Annotated in this window: 24 protein-coding genes; 9 read left to right on the forward strand and 15 right to left on the reverse strand. The window is 72.6% G+C overall.

From position 1 onward, the window contains the following. Positions 1 to 477 precede the first annotated feature (477 nt). Positions 478 to 768 (forward strand): GNAT family N-acetyltransferase, encoded by a 291-nt coding sequence (locus AHOG_RS13990; protein ID WP_093941746.1) that lies wholly within the window; start codon positions 478 to 480, stop codon positions 766 to 768. Here AHOG_RS13990 and AHOG_RS13995 read toward each other — a convergent pair whose 3' ends face one another. The 4 genes from AHOG_RS13995 to AHOG_RS14010 form a co-directional block, all read right to left on the reverse strand. Continuing rightward, a complete protein-coding gene (locus AHOG_RS13995; RefSeq protein WP_157736811.1) occupies positions 769 to 990 on the reverse strand; it encodes a hypothetical protein in 222 nt (73 codons plus the stop codon). A 95-nt stretch (positions 991 to 1,085) separates the two neighbouring features. After that, positions 1,086 to 1,955: an NAD(P)H-binding protein gene (locus AHOG_RS14000; RefSeq protein WP_093941748.1), complete on the reverse strand. Its 870-nt coding sequence runs from the start codon at positions 1,953 to 1,955 to the stop codon at positions 1,086 to 1,088. A gap of 86 nt (positions 1,956 to 2,041) precedes the next feature. Continuing rightward, on the reverse strand, positions 2,042 to 3,025 hold the full coding sequence (locus AHOG_RS14005) for an AraC family transcriptional regulator (RefSeq protein WP_093941749.1): 984 nt from the start codon (positions 3,023 to 3,025) through the stop codon (positions 2,042 to 2,044). A gap of 136 nt (positions 3,026 to 3,161) precedes the next feature. Next, positions 3,162 to 4,070, reverse strand: coding sequence for an NAD(P)-dependent oxidoreductase (locus AHOG_RS14010; RefSeq protein WP_245856773.1), 909 nt, complete (start codon positions 4,068 to 4,070; stop codon positions 3,162 to 3,164). 487 nt (positions 4,071 to 4,557) lie between these two features. Here AHOG_RS14010 and AHOG_RS14015 point away from each other — a divergent pair, with 487 nt between their 5' ends. Then, positions 4,558 to 5,163, forward strand: a complete 606-nt coding sequence (locus tag AHOG_RS14015; protein ID WP_093941750.1) for a TetR/AcrR family transcriptional regulator — start codon at positions 4,558 to 4,560, stop codon at positions 5,161 to 5,163. A gap of 101 nt (positions 5,164 to 5,264) precedes the next feature. Here the strand turns inward: AHOG_RS14015 and AHOG_RS14020 are convergent, their stop codons facing one another. The 3 genes from AHOG_RS14020 to AHOG_RS14030 all read right to left on the reverse strand — a co-directional run bounded on the left by AHOG_RS14020 (position 5,265) and on the right by AHOG_RS14030 (position 9,591). After that, on the reverse strand, positions 5,265 to 5,663 hold the full coding sequence (locus AHOG_RS14020; RefSeq protein ID WP_093941751.1) for a RidA family protein: 399 nt from the start codon (positions 5,661 to 5,663) through the stop codon (positions 5,265 to 5,267). A 266-nt stretch (positions 5,664 to 5,929) separates the two neighbouring features. Continuing rightward, positions 5,930 to 7,738 carry an ABC transporter ATP-binding protein gene (locus AHOG_RS14025; RefSeq protein WP_093941752.1) on the reverse strand — a complete coding sequence of 603 codons (1,809 nt, stop codon included), beginning with the start codon at positions 7,736 to 7,738 and terminating at the stop codon, positions 5,930 to 5,932. Then, on the reverse strand, positions 7,735 to 9,591 hold the full coding sequence (locus tag AHOG_RS14030; protein ID WP_245856776.1) for an ABC transporter ATP-binding protein: 1,857 nt from the start codon (positions 9,589 to 9,591) through the stop codon (positions 7,735 to 7,737). The genes AHOG_RS14025 and AHOG_RS14030 overlap by 4 nt, the downstream gene beginning before the upstream one ends. Before the next feature lie 174 nt (positions 9,592 to 9,765). Between AHOG_RS14030 and AHOG_RS14035 the strand changes: the two genes are divergently transcribed. Next, positions 9,766 to 10,104 carry a PASTA domain-containing protein gene (locus AHOG_RS14035; RefSeq protein WP_157736812.1) on the forward strand — a complete coding sequence of 113 codons (339 nt, stop codon included), beginning with the start codon at positions 9,766 to 9,768 and terminating at the stop codon, positions 10,102 to 10,104. A 47-nt stretch (positions 10,105 to 10,151) separates the two neighbouring features. Here AHOG_RS14035 and AHOG_RS30330 read toward each other — a convergent pair whose 3' ends face one another. Both AHOG_RS30330 and AHOG_RS30335 read right to left on the reverse strand, forming a co-directional pair. Continuing rightward, the gene (locus tag AHOG_RS30330) at positions 10,152 to 10,409 is read right to left on the reverse strand and encodes a hypothetical protein (protein WP_311770194.1); all 258 of its coding nucleotides are present in this window, start codon (positions 10,407 to 10,409) and stop codon (positions 10,152 to 10,154) included. Next, entirely contained in the window at positions 10,406 to 10,678 is a 273-nt protein-coding gene (locus tag AHOG_RS30335; RefSeq protein ID WP_311770197.1) for a pyridoxamine 5'-phosphate oxidase family protein, read from the reverse strand. The genes AHOG_RS30330 and AHOG_RS30335 overlap by 4 nt, the downstream gene beginning before the upstream one ends. Before the next feature lie 338 nt (positions 10,679 to 11,016). On the opposite strand from AHOG_RS30335, the gene AHOG_RS14045 reads away from it, so the two are divergent. Continuing rightward, on the forward strand, positions 11,017 to 11,523 hold the full coding sequence (locus AHOG_RS14045) for a pyridoxamine 5'-phosphate oxidase family protein (RefSeq protein ID WP_093941755.1): 507 nt from the start codon (positions 11,017 to 11,019) through the stop codon (positions 11,521 to 11,523). A 583-nt stretch (positions 11,524 to 12,106) separates the two neighbouring features. After that, a complete protein-coding gene (locus AHOG_RS14050; protein ID WP_184451117.1) occupies positions 12,107 to 13,153 on the forward strand; it encodes an NAD(P)/FAD-dependent oxidoreductase in 1,047 nt (348 codons plus the stop codon). 282 nt (positions 13,154 to 13,435) lie between these two features. Here the strand turns inward: AHOG_RS14050 and AHOG_RS14055 are convergent, their stop codons facing one another. Continuing rightward, entirely contained in the window at positions 13,436 to 13,918 is a 483-nt protein-coding gene (locus AHOG_RS14055) for a MarR family winged helix-turn-helix transcriptional regulator (protein WP_093941757.1), read from the reverse strand. A gap of 175 nt (positions 13,919 to 14,093) precedes the next feature. On the opposite strand from AHOG_RS14055, the gene AHOG_RS14060 reads away from it, so the two are divergent. Both AHOG_RS14060 and AHOG_RS14065 read left to right on the forward strand, forming a co-directional pair. Then, a complete protein-coding gene (locus AHOG_RS14060) occupies positions 14,094 to 16,115 on the forward strand; it encodes a DEAD/DEAH box helicase (RefSeq protein WP_211290594.1) in 2,022 nt (673 codons plus the stop codon). Then, the gene (locus tag AHOG_RS14065; RefSeq protein WP_211290595.1) at positions 16,115 to 16,684 is read left to right on the forward strand and encodes an SWIM zinc finger family protein; all 570 of its coding nucleotides are present in this window, start codon (positions 16,115 to 16,117) and stop codon (positions 16,682 to 16,684) included. Before AHOG_RS14060 ends, AHOG_RS14065 begins: the two co-directional genes overlap by 1 nt. A gap of 225 nt (positions 16,685 to 16,909) precedes the next feature. Here the strand turns inward: AHOG_RS14065 and AHOG_RS14070 are convergent, their stop codons facing one another. Then, entirely contained in the window at positions 16,910 to 17,338 is a 429-nt protein-coding gene (locus tag AHOG_RS14070) for a MerR family transcriptional regulator (RefSeq protein ID WP_093941759.1), read from the reverse strand. Between the two features lie 59 nt (positions 17,339 to 17,397). Between AHOG_RS14070 and AHOG_RS14075 the strand changes: the two genes are divergently transcribed. After that, positions 17,398 to 18,297, forward strand: coding sequence for an NAD(P)-dependent oxidoreductase (locus tag AHOG_RS14075; RefSeq protein WP_093941760.1), 900 nt, complete (start codon positions 17,398 to 17,400; stop codon positions 18,295 to 18,297). A 65-nt stretch (positions 18,298 to 18,362) separates the two neighbouring features. Here the strand turns inward: AHOG_RS14075 and AHOG_RS14080 are convergent, their stop codons facing one another. The 4 genes from AHOG_RS14080 to AHOG_RS14100 form a co-directional block, all read right to left on the reverse strand. Then, positions 18,363 to 18,956 carry an AAA family ATPase gene (locus tag AHOG_RS14080; RefSeq protein ID WP_093941761.1) on the reverse strand — a complete coding sequence of 198 codons (594 nt, stop codon included), beginning with the start codon at positions 18,954 to 18,956 and terminating at the stop codon, positions 18,363 to 18,365. A 225-nt stretch (positions 18,957 to 19,181) separates the two neighbouring features. Then, the gene (locus AHOG_RS14090; protein WP_245856778.1) at positions 19,182 to 20,861 is read right to left on the reverse strand and encodes an acyl-CoA dehydrogenase family protein; all 1,680 of its coding nucleotides are present in this window, start codon (positions 20,859 to 20,861) and stop codon (positions 19,182 to 19,184) included. Between the two features lie 88 nt (positions 20,862 to 20,949). Further along, on the reverse strand, positions 20,950 to 21,225 hold the full coding sequence (locus tag AHOG_RS14095; RefSeq protein ID WP_157736813.1) for a hypothetical protein: 276 nt from the start codon (positions 21,223 to 21,225) through the stop codon (positions 20,950 to 20,952). Positions 21,226 to 21,580: 355 nt separating this feature from the next. Beyond that, a complete protein-coding gene (locus AHOG_RS14100) occupies positions 21,581 to 22,036 on the reverse strand; it encodes a MarR family winged helix-turn-helix transcriptional regulator (protein WP_093941765.1) in 456 nt (151 codons plus the stop codon). A 135-nt stretch (positions 22,037 to 22,171) separates the two neighbouring features. On the opposite strand from AHOG_RS14100, the gene AHOG_RS14105 reads away from it, so the two are divergent. After that, on the forward strand, positions 22,172 to 23,254 hold the full coding sequence (locus AHOG_RS14105) for an FAD-dependent oxidoreductase (protein WP_093941766.1): 1,083 nt from the start codon (positions 22,172 to 22,174) through the stop codon (positions 23,252 to 23,254). Positions 23,255 to 23,670 lie beyond the last annotated feature (416 nt).

A 23,670-nucleotide genomic window follows, 5' to 3' on the forward strand; every position in this document is an offset into this window, starting at 1 on the left:
TGGGCAGCGGCCTGTTTCTTCCGTTCACCATTCCGTGCTTTCTGGCGGTCGCCGATCCGGTGCGGCCGTGGGCGCGGCGTTGCGGCCGCGTCGGCGGGGCTCCCGCCGGTGTCCTGACGGGTCCGCTGGTCGATCGGCACGGGGCGAAGGCGCGGGTGTCGGCGGGCAGGCGGTCGGCGGTGGCGGCTGGGAGGTCGCCGTCGAGTTCGCCCGCGAACTCGACCACGCCGAGTCGGTCCTGCGGGACCACGTTGCCGCGGCGGCTTACCGAACTGGGACCTCTGGCGGCGTCGCCTACGCCGCCGCCTGTTCTACGGGGCGTTCCTCGCCGCCGTCGACCGACGTGTCCCCGCGACGTGCAAGGCGGGCCAAGGGCCTGAGCGCGGCGATGGTCGAGCATGCCCGGTCTCGGGTGGGCGGGGTACGCCGTCGCGCTGGGCGGCGTCCTGATCGGCGACGTCGGGGTGAACCCGCACGATGACCGGATGCCAGGCCGAGACCGGCTTCACCTTGGCCTCGGCGTTCCACGGCCGCGGCCAAGTCACCAAGGCCGTCGGTCTGATTCTGGAACACCTGTTCGTCCTCCGCGGTCCGCGCCGGGTGTCGGCGGAGTGCGATCCCCGGAACATCGACTCCGCGCGGCTGCTCGAGCGTCTGGGATCCCGCCGCGGCGGGGGTGCGCCGGGCCAACACGTGGCTGCGGGCGAGTGGGCCGACGATCTGCTGTTCGGGTCGACGGCGGTCGACTACCGCCCCGCACGGGGATGATCAGGCGGCGATCGCCACGATGCCGCCACTCGAGCCGACGAGCGGAGGGGCGCTGCCGATCTCGCGGAGCGTGTGGTGACGCCGCGGCGGAGGGACTCCGGTCATACACACCGCGCCGAGGTCGGGGACCGGCGGCGTGGCGTGTGTGACCAGTGTGAGAGCGGGCGGTGGCTCGTCGCCGTACACGAGGACGACCAGGGTGGACACGTCGCAGCCGCTCATCGGCATCCGCATGTCCGCGTCGGGGGCGTGCAGGCGGGACGTGGCCGTCGGGCACGGCCCCGGTCTCCCTCGGCACCGTGCCCGACGTGCCGAGGTCAGCCGGGGTCCTTCTCGCTCGCGCGCCAGGCGCCTGCCGCGGCCGCGGCGGTGACGTAGTCGGTGAAGTCGCGCGGTTCCCGCCCGAGCGCTCGACGGACACCGTCGGAGACACGGGCTTCCAACCCGTCGCGGATGGGCAGCAGGGCGGAGGCCCAGATCTCGGCCTCGGCGGCGGGGGCGCCCTGCTCGACGAGTTCGGCGATGAAGTTCTCCACGGTCACCGGGACGTGACGGGCCTGGTGGCCGGTGACCGCGCTGATCTCGGCCAACGCCTCGGCGATGGTCAGCGGACGAGGACCTGACAGTTCGTAGGTCTGTCCGATGTGGGTGCGGTCGTCGGTGGTGAGGGCGGCGACGGCGATCTCGGCGATGTCCTCGACGTCGATGAACGTCGCGGCCCCGTCGGCGGTGGGCAGTCTGAGCTCTCCCCGCAGGATCGGGCTCAGGAAGGGTTCGGCGCTGAAGTTCTGTGCGAACCAGCCGGGGCGCAGGATCGTCCAGTCGGCGGAAGAGGCACGCAGCGCCGCCTCTCCCGCGAGATGTCCTTCGCCCGCGAGGTCCTCGGTTCCGAAGTAGCCGACGGTGTCGACTCCCCGGCTGGAGAGCAGCACGAGGCGGGTCACGCCGAGGTCGACGGCACGGCGCACCAGAGCACCGGTGCGGTTCGCGCTGTCCAGGGGGACGATGTAGGCGGCGGCCACGCCGGTGAGCGCGGCGTTCCAGGTCGTCTCGTCGAGCCAGTCGAAACGCGTCGCGCCGGATCTCGACGCGACGCGGACGGGAGTGCCGTTCGCCTGGAGCCGGGCGGTCACTCGTCGGCCGGTCTTGCCGGTTCCGCCGATCACCAGGACGGGGTCGTGTGTCATGTCCCGAGCCTGCGACGTAGGAGGCTCGACGGCCATGGGCGAGACTCTCGGCGGCATGGGTGTTCGTCTCCCGACGGCGGCGGCGACTAGGGCACGGTCGCCGGACAGGTCCGGTCGCACGCCTGCTCCCCCGTGGCGGCTTCTTGGCAGCGGGGTTCGGGTGCCGAGTCGCGGTGACCGGCGCGATAGGCGCTGGGCGTGATACCTCGGACACGGGTGAACGCCGTGCTGAAGGCGAAGGGGTCGGTGTAGCCGACTCGCCGTGCCACGGCGGCGATGGTGAGCTCGGGTGTGGCGAGCAGCTCGGCGGCCAGGGCCATCCGCCACGTGGTCAGGTAGGTCGACGGTGGTTCGCCGACCAGGGCGGTGAATCTTCTGGCGAAGGCGGCACGGGACACGGCTGCCTCCGCGGCCATCGTGGCGACGGTCCAGTGGCGAGCAGGCTCGGCGTGGACGGCACGCAGCACGGTGCCGACCACGGGATCGCCGAGTGCGTGGTACCAGGCTGGTAGATGAGCCTCGGGGCGGCTGAACCAGGCGTGGAGGGTGCAGGCGAGCAGCCAGTCCAGGAGGCGGTCCAGCACGATCTGACGGTCAGTGCCGTGGGCGGCGACTTCGGCGGCGAGGTAGTCCAGGACGGCGTCGCACGCCTCGTCCCCGGGGACGGTCAACACCGGTGGCAGTGCGTCGGGGAGTCGCCGTCCGACGTCCGCGCCTGCCCGGTACGCGCCGACGATCAGGGTGGCGGGGCCGGCGGGTGCGGGGTCGCCTGCGGCGTCGAGGCCGTCCGTGGACCTGGTGTGCGGCGTCTGGCACGGTCCGTCGGAGTCGGGAAGCTCGTCGACGACGCGGAACGGCTTCGGGCCGAGGATGACGGCGGTGTCGCCGTGGCGTAACGGCAGGGGTGCTCCGTCGGAGGGGATGATCCAGCCGTCGCCATGCGCCATCGTGCACAGGGTCAGGGCGGCACCGTCGGCGAATCGCAGCGACCAGGGCGCGGTGAGAGTCGTTCGGTGGAACAGTGCTCCGTCGGCTCGGACGCCGCGCAGGAGGTCGGTCAGCGCGTCCATGCCTCGACAGTAGTCGGGCCGTTCGGGGTGGCGTCGGGACCGGCGGGTGGGCCTGTGTCGGTCGAGTGCGGGCGGTGTCCGTCCGCCCTCGGCCGAAGTCGCGAGGGCGGACGGGGACGAGCCGTGCCGTGTTCGCTCAGCCTGTCGCGCTGCCTCGCTTGATCAGCTCGAACAGCCCGGAGACGTCGCCCTGGCCGTGGCCGTCGGCGACCCGGCGCCGCATGAGGTCGTACAGCGGGGCGAGGAGTTCCACGTCGACGCCTTGGTCACGGCCCGCCTGGGCGAGGTTGGCGAGGCCGGTGGCCTGCATGGCCAGGGGGCTGACGACGTCGCTGTCGTGGTCGCCGCTGTCGATCTTGTGCGCGTAGAAGTCCACGCTGCTCGCCATGTCGGTGAGCCACCGGCTCAGCAGCGGGGCGAGGCTCGCCGCCGAGACGCCCTCGGAGTCGACGAGGGCGAAGGCCTGGAGGATGCCCGCGAACATGCCGTACATGCCGGTGAGCAGGGCGAGGTCGTGGAGAGCCGCCGAGCCCGGGTCCTCGCCCAGGTGATGCACCTCGCCGAGGACGCCGAGCGTGGCGCGGTGGGCCGCCAGGACGTCCCGCGGACCGCTGTAGAGCAGGAACGCCGCCGGGGTGGCCACCATCGGTGGTACGGCCATGATCCCGCCGTCGAGGTAGGCGATGTCGTGCTTCGCCGCCCAGGCGGCGGTGTCGCGGGCTTGGGTGGGCAGGCCGTTGGTGAGGTTGACCAGGGTGCGGCCCGCGAGGGTGTCGGTGGCCGCGTCGTCGAGGATCTCGTGCAGGGCCGGGTAGTCCAGGACGCAGGCGATCACCAGTTCGGAGGCCGCGACGGCGTCGGCCGCCGAGCCGGCCCGGAGTGCGCCGCGCGCGACGAGGGCCTCGACCTTGGCGGGTGAGCGGTTCCACACCGTCGTCGGGTGGCCTGCGGCCAGGAACGCGGCGGCCAGCGCGGTGCCCATCGCGCCGAGGCCGATGATCGTGACAGGGGCGGGTCGAGTCGTCGAGTCGACGTGTTCAGGCACGGGTTCTCCAGTCGTCACTACAGGTCAGGGGTGTTCTGGACGTGAATCCGTCCGCCCTGTGAGCCTCGTGCGGACCGGGCCTGCGGACAAGTAGGCACTCATTAGTGGGGTACGCACCGGAAGGTGCGGATCGAGCGTGTGGACCCGTCGGAGGGCACGCGATCCGTTCACCGGGCGCCCGTAGGCGGTCACCGCATACCGGAGGGACAAGCGGATCGCGGCCTCGGTCTGGCCCTCGCACCCCGCGCCTAGGGCGGTGCGCGGCGGGCCCGACCGCGGTCCGTGTCCGAGAGGGCGTCGTGAGCCGCAGGCCGCCCGCTTGCGGCTCACGGTCTCGCCCGGCCCGCGCGGCGCCCCGACCGCCGGGCGCGCCGGAACTCTCGCCGATCGGTGCTGGTCAGGTCTGCCTCGTCGATCCGGAACGGATGTTCCGGAAAATGATTCGTCTATCCGGAACAGATGTTCCGGATCGGGTAGGGTGCCGCCGATGTCCGCGACACCACGACGGCGACGGTCCGACGCCGCGCGCAACCGCGCCGCGTTACTCACCGCCGCCAGGGAGGCCTTCGCCGCTCGCGGTCTCGCGGTCGACGTGCGGGAGGTCGCCCGGCGGGCGGGTGTCGGCATCGCGACCCTCTACCGGCACTTCCCCACCAAGGACGACCTGGTGGCGGCGACGTTGGAGAAGGACCTCACCGAGTGGTCGGAGGCCGCGGCCGTCGCGGTGGCCACGGAGGACGCCTGGTTCGGTCTGACGTTGATCATCGAGCAGACCCTGGCCGTCATGGCCCGACATCGGGCCGTCCTGGACGGCTTGTCGGAGCCGCGCGGCGCCCCGCCGATTCTGGTGAACTGTCTCATGACGCTGCGCGGAATGCTGGACGGTCTGGTCGCCCGCGCCCATCGGCAGGGCACTCTGCGGCTGGATGTCTCCGCCGTCGACGTGGGCCTGCTGATCCTGGCTCTCGGCCGGGTGGTGCGGCTCTCCGCCGTGCCGGGCGGCGCCGCCGAGGGCACGGCCGCCAACGCCGTGTGGCGCAGGCACACCGGGTTCGTCCTGGACGGCCTGCACACCCACGCGGTCCGTGAATGACGGGTGTGCATCGTCCCGGGATGCTCGACGGGCACGTCGCGGGACGAGGGCGGGCCGGGCTCGCCGGCGGCCGTTCCTCGCACCGGGCGGGCGGGTCGCGATCAGCCGCGCACGGCGAGCGCGTCCACCTCGAAGAGCATCCCCGGCAGCGCGAGGCCCGCGACGCCGAGCAGGGTCTGCGCGGGTGGCCGGTCGCCCCAGATGCGGTCGACGACCGCGCACAGTCCGGCGAGTCGGGCCGCGTCGTGACCCACGATGTAGGTGCCCAGGCGGACCACGTCGCCGAAACCGAGCCCGACCGCGGCCAACGCGGTTCCGAGATTGTCGAAGGAGCGTTCGACCTGGGTGTCGAAGTCCGTGGAGAGGAGACGGCCGTCGGCGTCGGCCGCGTACTGACCCGCGACGACGATCAGCCCGGCGGCCCCGGTGTCCACCAGATGGCTGTAGCCGTAGGGAACGGGATCGTGCAGGGCGGCCGGATTGATCACGATGGGCGGCATGAGACGGCTCCTTCGGTGCTGTCGACGCGACGTCGGCGGAGCATCGATCGTGCAACCTCCAGCCGTGTGGAGGTCAAGCCGATCGGGCCTGTCCGCGTCGATCGGGTGCGTGGTGAGTTCGGCATGCCGGTGGCGTGTCCACGAGGACGGCGTGGCCCTGCCCCGGCGCGTCCCCGGCGGTGCGGCCCACGCTCGGCCGCTCATCGGTCGTCTGGTCCGGTTCGCGGTGCCGCCCGTCGCGGTGTGGTGTCGACGGGCGGCGACCTTCATGAGTTCCGCCCGTGGTCGTCGGGCCTGCCTGCCGTCGCGGCTCGCCGCGCCGCCGGACCGTGCCAGGACCGCCAGAGCGCGGCATACGGCCCGCCCGCGTCGAGAAGGTCGTCGTGGCTGCCCAGTTCGGTGATCCGCCCGCCTTCCAGGACGGCGACGCGATCGGCGTCGTGCGCGGTGTGCAGGCGGTGGGCGATGGCGATGACGGTGCGGCCCGCCAGCACGGCGGCCAGCGAACGCTCCGCCTGGCGGGCGGTCGACGGATCGAGCAGGGCGGTGGCCTCGTCCAGGATGACGGTGCGCGGATCGGCCAGGACGACCCTGGCCAGGGCGATCTGCTGTGATCGGGCCGCGTCGAGCGCGGCGCCCGGCGTGTCCAGGCGGGTGTCCAGTCCGTCGGGCAGCTCGTCGACCCAGTGCGCGTCCACCGCGTCCAGCGCGGCCCGCAGCCGCGTGTCGCTCGCCTCGGGCGCGGCGAGGCTCAGATTGTCGCGCAGGGTGCCGAGGAAGACATGGTGTTCCTGCGTGACCAGGACGACGCGGCGACGCAGCTCCGCGGCGCCCAGTCGTGCGACGGCGACGCCGCCGACGGTGATGTTCCCCGTGCTCGGTGCGTCGATGCCCGCCAGCAGCCGTCCGAGGGTGGACTTCCCCGCGCCGGACGGGCCGACGAGGGCCAGCCGCTCCCCCGGTCGCACGGACAGGGTGACGTCGATCAGGACGTTCCGCCCCTCCACATAGGAATGGCTGACGTCGACCACCTCGATGCGGTCGTCGACCGGCGTCTCGCCGGAGGGGGCGTCGGCGGCGTCGGTGATCAGTCCGACGCCCTCGATGCGGGCGAGCGAGGCGTTGCTGCGCTGCAGCTGTTCCAGGTAGGTCAACACTCGGTCGAGGGGGTCGGTCAGCTGGAGCACGTAGAGGCTCGCGGTGACGACGGTGCCGACGCCGATCGCGCCGTCGAGATACCGCACGCCGCCGACCAGCAGGATCATCGCCAATGGCAGTCCGTAGGAGAATTCCAGGACGGGGTACAGGACGGTGCGTAGTCGCAACGTGCGTCGCCGGGCGTCGTAGGAGTCGGCCACTCGGCGGTCGCCCTCGGCGATCCGCCTGCCGTGCAGGCCCAGCGACTCCACGGTCCCGGCACCGTCGGCGGTGGCCGCGAGGCTCTCCGAGACCGCCGAGTTGGCGTGGCCGTCGGCGAGGTAGGCCGAGCGGGCCCGCCGCAGATACCACCGCGTCGCCGCCCAGATCGACGGTGCGCCGACCAGCGCGCACAGGCCGAACAGCGGGTCCACCAGGGTGATCGCGCCGAGGATGAGCAGCGTCTGCACACCGGCCAGGAACAGGTCGGGTCCGGCGTCGCGCAGGGTGGTGCCGACGGTGGCGACGTCGGAGGAGCTTCGGGTCATCAGGTCACCCGATCCGGCGTGTTCCACGACGGACGTCGGCAGCGCCAGTGTTCGGTCCACGAACCGTTCCCGCAGTCGGGCCAGGGCACGCTCGGCGAAGCGGTGGGCCGCGTAGTACGCGAAGCGGCCGAGGAGGAACTGGGCGGCGGCGAAGGCGACGAGCGCCGCGGCCAGGGCGTCGAGCACGCCGGTGCCCGCGCCTGCCTCGACCTGGTCGACGATCTCGCCGAGCAGCCGGGGCGCGGCCAGGCCCGCCGCGGCGGCCAGGACGGTCAGCGTGACGACCAGCGCCAGTGCGCGACGGTCATGACGCAGCAGCTCCCAGGTCGCGCGCCGGACGCCTCGGGCGTCGGCGACGGGAAGCCGCCGATCGTCGGCGGGACCGCTCATCGGAGTGCCTCCTCGTCGGCAGCGGTGCCGGAGCGGGCCGAGTCGACCGGGATCGCATCGTCCGAGCCGACCGTGTCCGGGGGTGGATCGCCCGCCGAGTCTCGTCGCCCGGTGCGGTCCGAGCGCCCGCGGGAATCGTCGTCGTCGGCCACCGGGTCGCGGCCGGTCAGCGCCCGGTATGCGGGCTGTCCGGCGAGCAGTTCGGCGTGGCCGCCTTCGGCGTGCACGCGCCCGTCGAGGAGCAGGACGACGTGATCGGCGTGTTCCAGGATCAGCGGGGAGGTGGTCACCACGACGGTGGTCCGTCCCCGGCGTGCGGCGAACAGTCTGCGGGCGATCGCGTTCTCGGTGTGGGCGTCGACCGAGGAGGTGGGCTCGACGAGCAGCAGGGTGTCGGGGTCGGCGAGCACCGCGCGTGCCAGGCGGAGCCGTTGACGTTGGCCGCCGGACAGGTCGCGGCCCTGTGCTCGGATCGGGGAGTCCAGTCCCTCGGGCAGGCCGGTGTGGACGTCCTCGGCGGCGGCGGTGTGCAGTGCGGCGAGGATCTCGGCGTCCGACCGGTCCTCACCCGTGGCCAGTGTGTCACGGAGTGAGCCCGCGAAGAGGTAGGCGTCGGCGTCGGCCAGCAGGACGCGGCGGCGGGTCTCGGTCAACGGCAGCCGGTCGAGTCGGATGCCGCCCCAGGCCGCGTCGGAGTCCACGTGTCGGGCCAGCCGTCGCAGGATCGACTCGGCCTCGGCGGTGCGGACGGTGACCAGCGCCGTCACGACGCCCGGCTCGACGGTGACCCCCGAGGTCGGGTCGTGCAGGGCGGCGGGCCGGTCGGGGAACACGGTGGGCCGGGGGTGTTCCCGCACACTCGGGGCGAGCCGCAGGACGTTCACGACACGACGGGCGGCGACCAGTCCCTTGGCGATCTGGTCGATGCTTTCGATCAGGAAGAACACCGGGACGATCAGGGCGGCGACATAGCCGTAGACCGCGATCAGCTCGCCCACCGTGATCTGCCCTGTCGAGGCCATCCGCGCGGCGATCCAGGTGACCGCCGCGATGAACAGCACCGGCACGCCGGCCGTGACGGCCTCGATCCAGCTGGTGACGGCCCCGACGCGGTAACCCTCGGCACGCAGCTCTTGGGAGGCGGAGCGGTAGCGGGCCGCGAACTGTTCCTTGCCGCCGATCCCGCAGAGCACCCGAAGGCCCGCGACGATGTCGCCCGCACGTGCCGTCAGGGCGCCCTGCCGGTCGCGGTAACGGGTCTCGGCGCCCTGAAGCCTGCCCACGAGCGGGCCGATGACGACGCACAGCAGGGGAACACCGAGCAGGATCACGGCGGCGAGCACCGGGGAGATCGACAGCAGCAGCACGGTCACCAGGCCGTAGGCGATCACGGCGCCCGCGCCGGGGCCGACGCAGGTCAACGCCGTCGCGAGGTGGCTGATGTCGGTGGCGCCGATGGTGACGACCTCGCCGGTGCCCACCCGGCGCGCCAGGGTGTGGCCCAGTCGGGTCGTGTGGCGGGTGACGAGCTGCACGGTGCGCAGCGAGGCGTCGGTACGCAGGAACGTCATGGTGCGGTGACGTGCCGTGCCGACCAGCGCGTTGACAAGGGTGAGCCCGAGGATGCCCGACGTCCACCACGCCAGGACGCCGAGGTCGCCGGCTCGCAGTCCGTCGTCGACGGCGCGGGAGAGCAGGTAGGGCGGCAGCATCAGACCGACCATCCAGGTCGTGCCGAGCAGGGTCGCGGCCAGGGCGCGACGTGACTGGCGGACGACCAGCCACGCCAGGTATCGGCCCGGGCCTCGGATGTCTGGCTCGCCGGGATCGGCGTACGGAGCTCGTCTGCGCACGGTGCCGACCGTAGCGGGGACACGCGCGGCCCAGCGACGGGTTTCCGCTCGCCGTCGCGGCGTCACCAGCTGGGGCGCTCTGCGTGGATACCGGGAGAAATCGCTGGTCATCGACTTGGGATGCGGCCTGGAGATGCGGCTGCCCGATGCCTGGGACGGTGTTACCGTCGGATCGTGGGGAGCCTTGAGGACGAGCACGCGGCGCGACGGTGGGAGTCCGTCGCGGTGCCCGACCTGCTGGGACTGACCTCGGGCGAGGCCGGTCGGATCGGCGCGCAGCTGGGGCTGCGGGTGACCGCGCCCGGCGATGACCCGGAGCCGTTGGAGGAGCTGAGCGGCACGGTGGTCCGTCAGCACCCCGGCGCCGGGGTGCTGGTTCCCCGTGGCTCGCGCGTGATCGTGTCGGCGACCGGATCCGGCGGCGAGGCGGCCAGACACGAGCCCCGGTGGCCGTTTCCGCCGGTCCCGCAGGGCCGTACGGAGCTGGGACCGGACGCCGACCGGGCGTACTGAGCGCCGCGAGACGTCGTGTCGGACGACCGCGGTCCGGCGGCGTGCCGTCAGTGGCGCGTCTCGGCGTAGGCGGGCCTGTAGTGGGCCTCCAGCTCGGCAGGATCGGGTTCGGGGCGGTACAGCCCCTTGGCGATGCGGGGACGGGAGGGCACCGCGTCGGGATGCCAGGTCTCGGGATTCCGCAGCGCCGAACGCAGGAACGCCTTCGAGCGGTGGTGGAACACCTCGTCGATCTTGACGATCATCGCGACGCGGGGCCGGTGGCCTTTGACGATCATCTCGTCGAGGAGCGGCGCGTCGCTCACCGCCTCGCCCGGCCGTTGATCCGCAGGGTGTCACCGCGGCCCGGCACCCTGTGGATCAGCCCGACGTGCGGATCGGCCGGCACGTTGCGGAAGCCGTCGACACGCCGGTTGCCCGGCCGGTCCGGAACGGCGATCGTCGTGTCGTCCAGTACGAGGGTGCGGCCCGGCGGGTCGCCCTTCGGGGAGACGTCGCAGCGCCGGGCGGCGTCGGCCGTGGCGACCAGATGGAACGGCGACGCGGCGAGCCACTCCCGATCCGGCGGGTGCAGCGCGGCGCGTTCCTTGGTCGGCGTCGCGTGGCGTCGGCTCGCCGACCAACGCCGCCGGCTCCTCCGGTGAGGTGATCACCAGCTGCCCCGTCGACGTCGTCCGTGCCCTCCCCCGCGCCCTGCCTCGGGTGAAGGGCGGCCGGCGACGGGCGACTGCCGTGCGTCGCCGCCGCTCGTATCGAGGCGAACCCGATCAGCGGAACGAGGAGGGCGTCGACTGTTTCGACGGGAACCGGTGAGTTCGGCGCCCTGGGGAAGTCAGTACTACCGAGAGCGCGGTCCACCTCCCGCCGCCGGCCGACGGCGGGGGCCGCGCGGACAGGAGTGGAGCAGAGCTGATGGTGAACACGGAACCGGTCGGGACACTGCACGCGGGGTTCAGCAGTCCCGGAGCGACGGCGGCGTCCTGGTCCGACGTGCGGGAGCGGCTGGCGGCGGCGGAGGTGTTCTGGATCTCCACGGTGCGCCCCGACGGGCGGCCGCACGTCACCCCGTTGATCGCGGTGTGGCGGGACGAGGCGCTGTACTTCTGCACGGGCGGGGCGGAACGCAAGGCTCGTAATCTCGCGGAGAACCCTCGGTGCACCCTCACGACCGGGTGTAACCGCATGGACGAGGGCGTCGACCTGGTCGTCGACGGCCAGGCCGTGCGGGTGTCGGAGGACGACCTGCTGCATCGGATCGCCCGGGACTACGCCGCGAAGTACGGCTGGAACTTCGTGGTCCGGGGCGACGAGTTCGTCGGCGAGGGCGGCAACGTGGCGCAGGTGTATCGGATGACCCCGGCGACGGTCTACGCCTACGGCCGGGACGGCGAGCACAGCGCGACGAGCTGGCGGTTCTGATACGGCGCGGCGGTCTCGTCGTCGACAGACGGTGGGACCGCCGCGCCCTCGCGGAGGGGAGGAACGCCGGGATCCCACCGTCGGACGTGTCGTCGCCCCGCGGCCGTCCGGCGTCTGGAGCTGGCGTGTGCCGGCAGCGGTCCAGGATCGACTGCCCGTGTCACGGTAGCGAGTCGCCCTCGGCGGGCGGCAGACGACGTCGGGCGGCGGGGAGCCTGCGAACCAGGCTCGCGCCATGGTCGAGCGAACCGGTGGAGCTTCACCCCCGTCTGGTCGACGTCCGCCGCGCAGCGTCGTCTGTCCGAGCCGGTCGGGCTCCGTCACGCCTCGCATGTCGTCGTGTCCGTCTGCTCTCGCGTCGGGAGATCGTCGGCGGGGCGGGCGCGGCCGAGGCTCTCCGTTCAGTCGCCTGTCTCATGACGGAGCCGCGTTCGGGAGCAGGTCGCACGAGGACAGACCGCGCCCTTTTTTGGCGAAACAGCAAATAGGTTTGACGATCTCGCTAGGTGGCGCGGACAGTCGATCCCGACGGCCGACGCGGGCAGGTGCGGCGGCATCTCAAAGGGAGAACGGGGTGACCACGGTGCGAGACGGCTATGACGTGGTGGTGGTGGGCGGCGGCGCCGCCGGACTCGGCGGTGCGTTGACGTTGGCGAGGGCCCGGCGCTCGGTGCTGGTCGTGGATGCGGGGGAACCGCGCAACGCCCCGGCCGGACACGTGCACAACTACCTGGGTCGGGAGGGCACGCCTCCGGGTGAGCTCCTGGCCGTGGGCCGCGCCGAGGTGGCCGGCTACGGCGGGGAGGTCGTCTCGGGTCGCGTCGTCTCGGCCGAGCCCGTCGGCGCCGAGTCGGCGTCGAATCCCCGGGGTTTCCGGGTGCGCCTGGCGGACGGGCGGTCGGTCGCCGCCCGCAGGCTGCTGGTGGCCACCGGCCTGGTCGACGAGCTGCCCGAGGTGCCGGGGATCGTGGAGCAGTGGGGGCGCGGCGTCCTGCACTGTCCGTACTGCCATGGTTGGGAGGTGCGGGACCGGCGGATCGGCGTGCTGGCCACCAGCCCCTTCTCACCGCATCAGGCGCAGCTGTTCCGGCAGTGGAGCTCCCAGGTAACGCTCTTCCTGCACACGGAACCCGAGCCCGACGAGGGGACGTCCGAGCGACTGGCCGCCCGAGGCATCGCCGTGGTCGTGGGCGAGGTCGCCGCCGTCGAGTCGGCGGAGGAGGGCGTGACGGGCGTCCGGCTCACCTCCGGTGCGGTCGTGGACTGTGATGCCGTGGTGGTCGCGCCCCGCTTCACCGCCCGTGCCGACGTGCTCGCCTCCCTGGGCGTGGCGGCCGTCGACACGGAGGTCGGCGGGCAGGTCGTGGGCAGTGCCGTGAAGGTCGACGCGAGCGGAGCGACGTCGGTCCCCGGTGTCTGGGCGGCAGGCAACGTCACCGACCCGCGGGGACAGGTGCTCGGCTCGGCGGCGGCGGGGCTGGCCGCGGCGGCGGCGATCAACGCCGATCTGCTCGAAGAGGACACCCGACTGGCCGTGGCCGAGTATCGGAACGGGCGCGCGGCGTTCTCCGCCGCGGACGAGCGTGCGATGTCGGAGCGGGTCATGGGCGAGCGGCGTCACGGCGTCTGACCTCGGACGAACCGGCCGCCGCGGCGGCGCCGGGCGCCGACCGGCCGTCGAGGACGCGAGTGCCGCGGCAGGCCGCTCGTCGGCCGGACTCGCCCGCTCGTTCCTCCGGCTCGGTTGACGGCTCTCGGCGCACTTCGGGGTCCACCGGCCCACGCCGACGCCGTCGAACTGGTGTTCCCGGACGGCCCGGACTGCCCGATGCCGCACGAGGACGTCGACGGTGCCGTGGCCGAGCCCTCGGCGGGTCCATCCCCCCGGGCATCGAGGTCGGACGCGACGTCCTCAGCGCGCCGCACGCAGCCGGTCGACCTCGGCGCGGGTGCTCTCCTGGCCGGTCGTCAGGAAGCTCGCCAGCATCCACAGGCCGCGCTCGTCGAGGTCGGCCAGGTCGTCACGGGTGCGGACGGTCAGACCCGCGTAGTAGTCGGCCACCCGGCGGAGCCCCTGCCGCGTCGGGCTGATCAGCACTCGACGACGATCGTCGGGGTCATCGGCCCGATGAACACAGCCCGCGGCGTCGAGGCGGTCGATCATGCGGGAGACCGCACCGGGGCTGCGGCCGAGGTGCTCGGCGAGGTCGCGGGCCGTCATCGGCCCCCGGCGGTGCAGCTCGTGCAGGCAGTGCAGATCGGTGGGCACCACGCCCATCCGTTCGGCGATCAGCTCGTTGAGCTGGACCACCGCGTTCACGAAGTTCGGCAGTGCCGACAGGATGCGGTCGACGGCCGCGTCACGATCGGCGGCGCCTTCGGGGAGATTCGTCATGTGAAATTCGCTCGCTCCTTCTGGTAGCTTGTGCCGCCCATCGTTTGCGTCGCACAACTGTTGCGTCGCGCAATCATCCGGCATCGGCTTCCCGTCAGAGGAGCAGGCTTGTCTCACACACCCCTTCCGTTCCCGCGGCCTGCCGCCGACCGATCCGTCTCGGGGGTGACCACGGATGTCTGACATGGGTGCGCCTGGGCGCTTGGTCCCGCTCGACCTGCCCACGATCGCCGCCGCCGACCTGCCTGGACGACTCCAGGCGACCTTCGTCCCCACCGAAGGCGCCGTGGCCTGGTGGGGCGTGACGGACCTGCCCGCCGTACTCGCCGCCCGCGACCTGCCCGTGGGACGCGAGTCGCTGGTGCGCCTGGCCGCGCCGACCCGGTCGCCGCGTGGTGGCGTCATCGGCGTCACGGTGCCCGCGCGACTGTCCCCGTTCGACGTCGCCCTTCCCGCGCTGCGCCGGCTCGATCCGGCGGCCCTCGGCGACGTGGGCACGTCGGTACGCGGCTGGCGAGAGGCGGCACTGCTGCTCGACGGCGGACCGGACGAAACCGCCGAGCTGGAGTCCCGCTTCGCGGCCCTGGCCGAACGGATGCCCACCGCCGCACACGCCGTGCTCAGCCCGGACGGCACCGCGATCGACACCGCGGCCGCCCTGCTGTCCCGCTTTCGCCAGACTGCGACGACCCGCCGACAGCTCGCCTCGGCCGCCGTGCACGCCGAGCTGCGGCCGTATCAGGTCGACGGTGTCGCCTGGCTTCGGTCGCTGGACCCGCCCGGGGACCGGACGAGTCCGTCCGCGGAACCCGCCATGGCCGGCGCGTCTCCTTCGGTCGCCGCGCGCCACCCGAGTCCCGGTGGCGGCGTGCTGGCCGACGAGATGGGACTCGGCAAGACACTCCAGGCGATCTGCCTGCTCGCCACGCGCCGCTCGGCCGGACCCCATCTGGTGGTCTGCCCGACCTCCGTCGTCGGCAACTGGCGCCGCGAACTGGCCCGATTCACCCCGGACATCCCGGTCCGCGTCCACCACGGTTCCCGGCGCGGACTCTCCGCCGCTCCCGACGCCGGGTCCGTGGTCGTCACCAGCTACAGCGTGCTGCGCTCCGACGCCGAGGAACTGGCCGGGATCGACTGGGACGTCGTGGTCTTCGACGAGGCACAGCAGATCAAGAATCCCGACACCCGAGCCGCCAAGGCAGCCGCGGCGCTGCCCGCCGCGATCCGCCTCGCGATGACCGGCACCCCGGTGGAGAACCGGCTGGACGAGCTCTGGGCGATCCTGCGCATCACCAATCCCGGGCTGCTCGGGACCAGGGCTCGCTTTCGACAGCGGTTCGCGATTCCGATCGAACAGCGCCGCTCCCCGACGGCCGCCGCCCGACTCAGCTCGCTCATCGCCCCGCACGTCCTGCGTCGCCGCAAGGCGGACGTGGCCGCCGACCTGCCGCCCAAGCTGCACTCGACGGTCTCCTGCACCCTGACCGAGGAGCAGGCCGCGCTGTACCGGGATGCCGTGCGGGACGCCTTCGCCGAGGGCCTCGGCGCCGGCATCGGTCGTCGAGGACGGGTGCTCGCCCTGCTGACGGCGCTCAAGCAGATCTGCAACCATCCGGCTCAGTTCCGACCCGACGATCGAGGACTGGCGGGCCGGTCCGGCAAATTCGATCGGGCCGCCGAGATGCTCACCGAGATCGTCCAGCACGACGACCGAGCGCTGGTCTTCACCCAGTACCGGGTGATGGGCGAGCTGCTGTCCCGGCACCTGTCCGCCGAGCTGGGCGAGACGACCGTGCCGTTCCTGCACGGCGGGTTGAGCGCCGAGCACCGGGACCGACTCGTCCACTCCTTCCAGAACGAGGACGACGGGCCGCCGATCCTGCTGCTGAGCCTGCGGGCCGCCGGTTTCGGTCTGAACCTGACCCGCGCCGGACACGTCGTGCACTACGACCGCTGGTGGAATCCCGCGGTCGAGGAACAGGCGACCGACCGAGCACATCGGATCGGCCGGGACCGCGCCCTGACCGTGCACACCCTGGTCACCGGCGGAACCGTCGAAGACCACATCGCCCGGCTTCACGAGTCCAAACGAGTCCTCGCCGAGGCCGTCGCGGGCGGCGAGGCCGCGTTGGCGGAGCTGTCCGACGAGGACCTCCATGCGGTCCTCGCCCTCGACGAGGAGGTGATCGGCTGATGGCGGCCGAGTTCGGTGCCACCGTGTGGGGGCGGGCGTGGCTGCGCACCGTCGAGTCGACGTCGGTCACCACGGTCGACTCCGGGCTGCCCAAGGCCCGCGCCCTCGCCCGCAACAAGGCCGTCGAGGGCCTGGCTGTCGGCACCGGTCGGGTGACGGCGGGCGTGCGGGTGAAGGACGTCGTGTATCGGGTCGGGCTGATCCTGCCCGAATGGACCGGCGACATGCGTATGGAGGCGGAGCGCCTGGTGGCGGGCGTCGCCGCGCAGCGCGCCGCCCTCGCCCCCGGCGATCTGCCCGACGCCCTGGAGGCGGACCTGCGGGGAGCAGGCGTCGACCTCGTCGTGCCCGCGGCGGACCAGGTCGTCCAGTGCGACTGCCGGGCCCGCGGCCCGCGCTGTGTGCACGTGGTGGCGGTGCTCTACTCCCTCGTTCAGCGGATAGACGAGGAACCGGCGCTGGCCCTGGTCCTGCGATCCGCACGCGCCGCGCGGATCGGCGAGTCCGCATCCGGTGTGGAGCGAATCCCCCTCGGCCAGCTCGATCCGGCGCGTTTCTACGGCGACTGATCGGACGAGCCCCCGGCGCCGACATGTGATCTTCGTCGTCGGTGGCGGACGCGACCCGCGCCGACGGCAGGGTGTTCCGCGTTCGCCACCTCGGCGGGTTCCCTCAGGTCGGGAACCGGGCGGTCGGCCAGGGGCGGGAACACTCGGACGACTGGGTGATCCGGCGGCTCCGCCGGGTCCGCGCGCCACTACCGGTGGCCGCATCGCCTGAGGCGGCCCTGGTGCTCAGCGGGCCACGGGCTGCCTGCGTCGTGGACCCGCCGCCGCGTCCAGGACCTCGCAGTCGTCCGCGGCGGGATGGGATGCGGCGGTGGCGGCGATGATCTCGGTCAGCATCGCTCGTGCGTCGGTCAACTCGTCGATGTGGCCGGTGATGCGGTCGCGTTCTCGGTCCAGCTCCACAGCGAGCTCCGGGCAGGCGGGCACCAGCCGCTCGCCGTCGTCGACCATGCACGGCAGCACCTCGGCGATGATCGCCGTGCTGAGCCCGGCGGCGAGCAACGTCCGAATTCGCCGTACCACATCGAGGTCGGACTCGACGTACTCGCGGTATCCGCTGGGTCGCCGCCTGGGACCGAGCAGACCTTGCTGTTCGTAGTAGCGCAGCGACCGTTCACTCACGCCGGTGCGGCGGGACAGCTCCCCGATGCGCATGTGACCTCCGCCATGCCGAGTGGACTCTGACATCGATGTCAAAGTCTAGCGTCGCGGCCATGACCGACATTCAGCCGATCACCGGCTCCACCACGGCCACCGGCCTCGCCCCCGTCACGATCCTCGGACTCGGCCCGATGGGGCAGGCACTGGCGGGCGCGTTCTTGACAGCCCGACACCCCACCACCGTCTGGAACCGATCCCCCGGGAAGGACGGCGACCTCCTCGCCCGGGGCGCCGCCGCCGCGGCCACCGCGGCCGACGCGGTGGCCGCGAGCCCACTGGTGATCATCTGTGTGCTCGACTACGACGCCGTGCAGGCCGTCCTGGGCACCGTCGGCGACGCCCTGCGCGGCCGCACACTGGTGAACCTCACGGCGGACCTCCCCGCCCGCGCCCGCGAGACCGCGGCCTGGGCCGCCGACCACGGCGTCGACTACCTCGACGGATCCATCATGACCCCGACCACCACGATCGGCGGCCCTGGCGCCCGCGTCAACTACAGCGGACCGGCGGAGCTCTACGCCGCATGGGCGCCGACGCTGGCCCGGCTCGGCGGCACGTCGAACCACCTCGGCACCGATCCCGGCCGCGCGGCCGCGTACGACATCGCGCTGCTGGACTTCTTCTGGACCTCGATGAGCGGGTTCATGCACGCGCTGGCGCTCGCGCGGGCGGAGGGCGTCACCGCCGCCGAACTCGCGCCGCACGCGAAGGGGATCGCCGCGATCATGCCCGACATCATCGATCACTACGCGAGCAGGATCAGCGCGGGCGAGGATCCCGAGGAGACCGCGACCCTGGCCTCCGCGACGACGAGCGTCGGTCACCTCGTCCATGCCTCGGCAGGCCACGGGTTGGACACCGCGGTGCTCGACGGCGTCGCCGCCCACTTCCAACGGGCACTGGACTCGGGCGACGACGTCGTCTCGGTGCTGAACCGCCCGACGGTGACCTGACACCGCGTCGTCGGAACCGGGCTCGGGGCGAGGCCGGGGCCGCATGGGCGCCGCGTGGAAGGTCCTCAGCGCTGCTCCGGTGCGGGGTCGACGCCCGCCTCGGTCCAGACGCGCGTCAGGATCTCCTCGACGGTCTCCTCGGGCGTCTGATGCGTGGTGTCCAACCACAGGCCCAGCCGCGGGGTCTCGGCGCGGAACAGCCGATCGAGGTCCTCGGGGCTCCAGGCGGGGCCGTAGGCGTTCTTGGGTCGCCCCTCCTCCCGCCGGGCGATCGCGGCGACGTCCGGAGCCAGCACCACCACGAACACGGGCCTGCTGTGAACGGCGGCGAGCAGGCGGGGCAGCTCCTCGCCGAGGACGACGTCCTGTGCGACGACGGTGAAGCCCGCGCGGACGTACTCGTCGGCGACCGACGCGGTGAGCCGATGCCGGAGCCGGAGCTGTTCGAGCGCCGCGGGCTCGGCGTCGGGAGTCATCTCATGTCGTCCGGAGACGATCATCCGGCGAAACAGGTCTCCCCGCAGGTGCACCGCGTGCGGCAGTCGCTCGGCCAGCAGCTGGGCGACCGTGGACTTGCCTGCGGCCTGGACACCGGTGATCAGGATGACGGCGGGGGTGCCCCGCTCCAGCGGGCCGGGCTCGGCGGAGCCGAGGGTCATGGTCGTCCTTCCGCTGGTGGGTGTCTGCGGGGTCGGGTACCGATCCGGCGGTGGATGCGATCGCACGGCGCCGCGGCCGGACGATCTCGGGGACCGTATCCGGGCGCCCGAGGCGGCGCACGCGAATTTCAGGGCCGGGCCGGCCGGCCGTCGTGCGTCCGGCGGCTGGTTCTCGACCTCCGCCGATCCGTCCGCGACCGTCGACGCGCCGTCCGCGCCGCGCCATCATCCCGACGGCGACTCCACAGCACCGGTATGGCGGTCGACGATCACCCGGGCCGCCACCGAGACGGGCAGCGTCCCGTAGGACCGGCCGCCGTCGAGCCTTCCGCCGCAGAACGCGTCGGACACCTCGGCAGGGGCGTGACGAACGAGTAAGGCGCCTTGGAAGGCCAGCGCCAGCCGCTCCACCAGCATGCGGGCCTGGCGCTGTGCCTCGGCCGGGTCGGCGGGCAGCGCGGCCAGGTCACGCCGCACCAGATCCAGATGCGTGTCCAGCGACCGATTGCCGCCTCGGGCGAGTTCGATCTCGGCGAGGAACGCCTCGCCGGTCTCGGGTGTGCGGGTGAGCGCGCGCAGCACGTCGAGACAGATGACGTTGCCCGAGCCCTCCCAGATCGAGGTGAGCGGCTGTTCCCGGTAGACGCGGGCCAAGGGGAAGTCCTCGCAGTAGCCGTTGCCCCCGAGGGCCTCCATCGCCTCGAAGGCGTGGCCGGGGCCGCGTTTGCACACCCAGTACTTCAGCACGGCGGTGCCGAGTCTGCGGAGGTGCCGGTCCTGCTCCGTGGCGTCGACGTCGTAGGTTCGGGCCAGGCGCAGCATCGCGGAGGTGGCCGCCTCCGACTCCACGCACAGATCGGCCAGCACCGACGTCATCAGTGGCTGGTCCACCAGCGCGGCGCCGAAGGCGTGGCGGTGTCGGGCGTGGTGGCAGGCCTCCACCACCGCGCGCCGCATCAGCGCCGCCGTGCCGCCGACGCAGTCCAGGCGCGTGTGATTGACCATCTCGATGATGGTGCGCACCCCGGCGCCCGGTTCGCCGACCAGCCGTGCCCACGCGCCGTCGAACTCGACTTCACCGGAGGCGTTGGACCTGTTGCCCAGCTTGTCCTTCAGCCGTTGCAGCCGCAGCGCGTTGCGGCTGCCGTCGGGCAGGAACCGGGGAAGCAGGAAGCAGGTGGGGCCTGCGTCGGTCTGTGCCAGGACGAGGAAGGCGTCCGACATCGGTGCCGAGAAGAACCACTTGTGTCCGGTGAGGAGGTACTCGCCGTCACCGCCCGCCCGCCGCGCACGGGTGGTGTTGGACCGCACGTCGGAGCCGCCCTGGCGTTCGGTCATGCCCATGCCCATCAGCGCTCCGGACTTGCCGGCGGCCGGCCGGGGTCGCGGGTCGTAGTCCGACGTCGTGAGCCGGGGCACCCATTCGGCGGCCAGGTCGGGCTGGGCCCGCAGCGCAGGCACCGCCGCGTGGGTCATGGTGATCGGACAGGCGTGTCCGGATTCGGTCTGGGCCAGCAGCATGTGCACCGCCGACCGCGCGACCTGCGCGCCGGGGCGGGCCTCCTGCCAGGACAGGGCGTGGGCGCCGAGTCCGACGGCGGCCGCCATCACCTGGTGGTAGGCCGCGTCGTAGCGGACCTCGTCGATGCGGCGGCCGACTCGATCGTGGGTGTGCAGCCGCGGCGGCCGTTCCTCGGCCTGCTCGGCCCAGGCGTGGAACCGGGCCGATCCGGCGAGGCGACCGGCCGTGCCGAGGTGGTCCTGTGCCCAGCCTGCCGAGTAGCGGGACACCGCCTCACGTAACGGCAGGTCGGCGGCGAACTCGTCGACGTCGACGCGCGGGGGCGACTGGTTGCGGACCTCGCCCGCTGCGTCGACGTCGGCTGGGGGGATCACGGCGGACACGGGGACTCCTCGAACGTCGTCGGTCGCGGTACCCGCCATCCTGCCCGGCCGTGCCCGCCTCCCACGATCGACTCCGAGAACACGCCGATCAGCGGATGCGACAGGCCTCGGCGGCCTCCCGGCCGGACATGAACGGGCCCAGCAGTTCCCGGCATCGCTGCGCCGTGGTCGTGTTCGCGTCGCAGGCCGTCGCCGCGGTGCGTTCGTCGACGCCCCGCACGAGGGCGAAGGCGATGCAGGCGTCGGCGTCTTCGGCGGCCGAGGCGGGATGTCCCGCCGCCGTCCAGGCGGTGGACGCCAGCACCACGGCGACCGCCACCGCCACCGACGGTGTTCGCGGAGTCCCGTACCGCTTCCAGATCATCGGCGCACCCTCCTCGGCTTCGTCCACGGTGGACACCGCACGTCGCCGCCGTAGCGGCGTGACCGCAGTGCATCGCGCGGTGGTGTCGACACGCCAGGAGGATCACCCCGTGGTTCGGCGGGTTTCACCGCTTCAGGCGGCCTCGGGCCGGGAAGACACCTCCGGGTCGCGGCGCGGGCGGTGGGAGACGATGCGGCCGCCCGCGACCTCGACGCCTCGGGCGGAGCTCCCTCGACGTCTTGTGCGAGACGACGTTCGACGGCGTTTGACGGAGTGGTCCGGGCCGGCGCCCCGGGGCCGCGGATCGTCGACCGCGTCGACGACGGATCAGGCCGCGTCCGTCACGGTCGACGGGTCAGCTCGCGGGCTGGGGCAGACCGGCCGTGCCGACGGCGGCGTCGTCGGTGATCCTGGTCAGGATCGAGGTCGCCAGCGTCAGTTCGGCGGCGGGGAGGCCGGCGGCGAGCGCGTCCAGGCCGGCGGCCACGTCGCGGTGGGTCAGGACGGCCAGCCGGGTGCCCTCCTCGGTCAGGGCGATCTGGTAGGCACGTCGGTCCCGCGGGTCGCGGACGCGAGTGACGAGCGACCGTCGTTCGACCCGGTCCACCAGGCCGGTCAGGCTCGACTTCTCCAGCTTCAGCGCGCGGCGCAGGTCGGTCATCCCGATCGGGCCGCCGACCAGCACGCACAGGAGTTGTGTCTGGGCCGCCGTGAGGTCGTGCCGACGACTCACCTCGTCGAAGACGTGGTCGACCAGGTGCGCGAGCCGCACCACCGCGTCGGCGAATCCTGTCTCGGTGCTGTCGGTCATGGCGCCTCCTCACGCCGAGTGTAGTTGACATCCGTTCGCGCCACGAACTAATCTAATTCGCACTACGAACCATGCGCTGTACGTACTATCTGCATCGTCGACAGTACGTTATGAGAACCAAGGAGGTCGGTGTCCATGCCCGAGACCGTGGTCGTCGTCGGCGGCGGGTACGCCGGAATCGCGGTCGCCAAGGCGCTCGACGACGTCGCCGACGTCGTCCTCGTGGAACCACGTGAGGCGCTGTTCCACAGCGTCGCCGCTTTGCGCGGCGTGGTGGACCCGGCATGGTCGGGCCGGCTCTTCCTGCCCTACGACCGCCTGCTCAGCCGCGGCCGCGTCGTCCGAGATCGAGCGGTGCGTGTCGATCCGACCGGAGTCGTCCTCGGCTCGGGCGCGCGGATCGACGCCGACTTCCTGGTGCTCGCGACCGGATCGCGTTACCCGTTCCCGGCGAAGACCGAACTCGAGGACACCGCGAGTGCCACGGCCGCGTTCCGCACGGCTCAGACGGTGCTGGCCTCGGTCGACCGGATCCTGCTCCTGGGCGCCGGGCCGGTGGGCCTGGAACTCGCAGGCGAGATCACGGCGGCGTGGCCGGACAAGTCCGTGACGATCGTGGACCCGGCGCCCGACGTCCTCAGCGGCCCCCTCCCCGCCGCGCTGCGCGCCGAGCTGCGTCGGCAGCTCGAGGTGCGCGGAGTCGAACTCCTCCTCGGCGCTTCGCTGAGCGAGCCGCCCGGCACCGACCCCGGGACACCAGGCGAGTTCACCGTCGTCACGAGCACGGGCGGCAAGATCACCGCAGACCTCTGGTTCCGCTGCTTCGGCGTCGTGCCGGTGTCCGACCACCTCACCGCTGATCTGGTCGATGCCCGGCGACCCGACGGACACGTCGAGGTCACCCCGGACCTTCGACTCGTCGGGCAGCGCACCGTCTTCGTCGCCGGCGACCTGGCCGCGACCGGCGAGGCACCCACGGCCAGTGCCGCGGGCCGCCACGCCGAGATCGTCGCGGCCAACATCCGGGCCCTGATCGACGGGGCCGCGGACCTCCTGCGCTACGAGCCGCCCGCGCCCGGCATCGCCGTGCCGCTGGGTCCGGGCGGCGGCGCCTCCTACTCGGACGAGCTGGGGCTCGTCGGCGCGGCGACGACCGCCGAGATCAAGGGCGCCGATCTGATGGTCGAGTTCTACCGAGACTACCTCGGTCTCACCTGAGGCGTCGTCGCCGCGGCGACGCCACCGACCCCGCCGTCCGTCCCGCTCTCCGCAGGGCACAGGCGGCAGGCCGGCGCCTCGAACCTCGTGGCGGTGGCGCGACCGCCGAGGCACGATCGGTCTGTCGGATCTCGGCACGCGGACGTCCTCCCCGTCCCGCCGCGTCGCAGACCACAGACCCGGACACCGCCGGGCCGTCGACCCGTGTCGACGGTCGGGCTCGCGGTGACGACGCAGGTCGTTAACTCGATCAGGGTGGGTATACCTCGCGGCGGCCGGACGACGATGTTTCGGCCCTACCCTCACCTTCCATTCCCAGGAGGTGATGCCATGAACACACCACACGGTGGACGGACTCCGGTAGCCCTGTGCCGGGGCCGGAGATGCGAGCAGCCGCCGACGGTCGCCGAAGCACC

Source organism: Actinoalloteichus hoggarensis, from assembly GCF_002234535.1.
GTDB lineage: Bacteria > Actinomycetota > Actinomycetes > Mycobacteriales > Pseudonocardiaceae > Actinoalloteichus_A > Actinoalloteichus_A hoggarensis.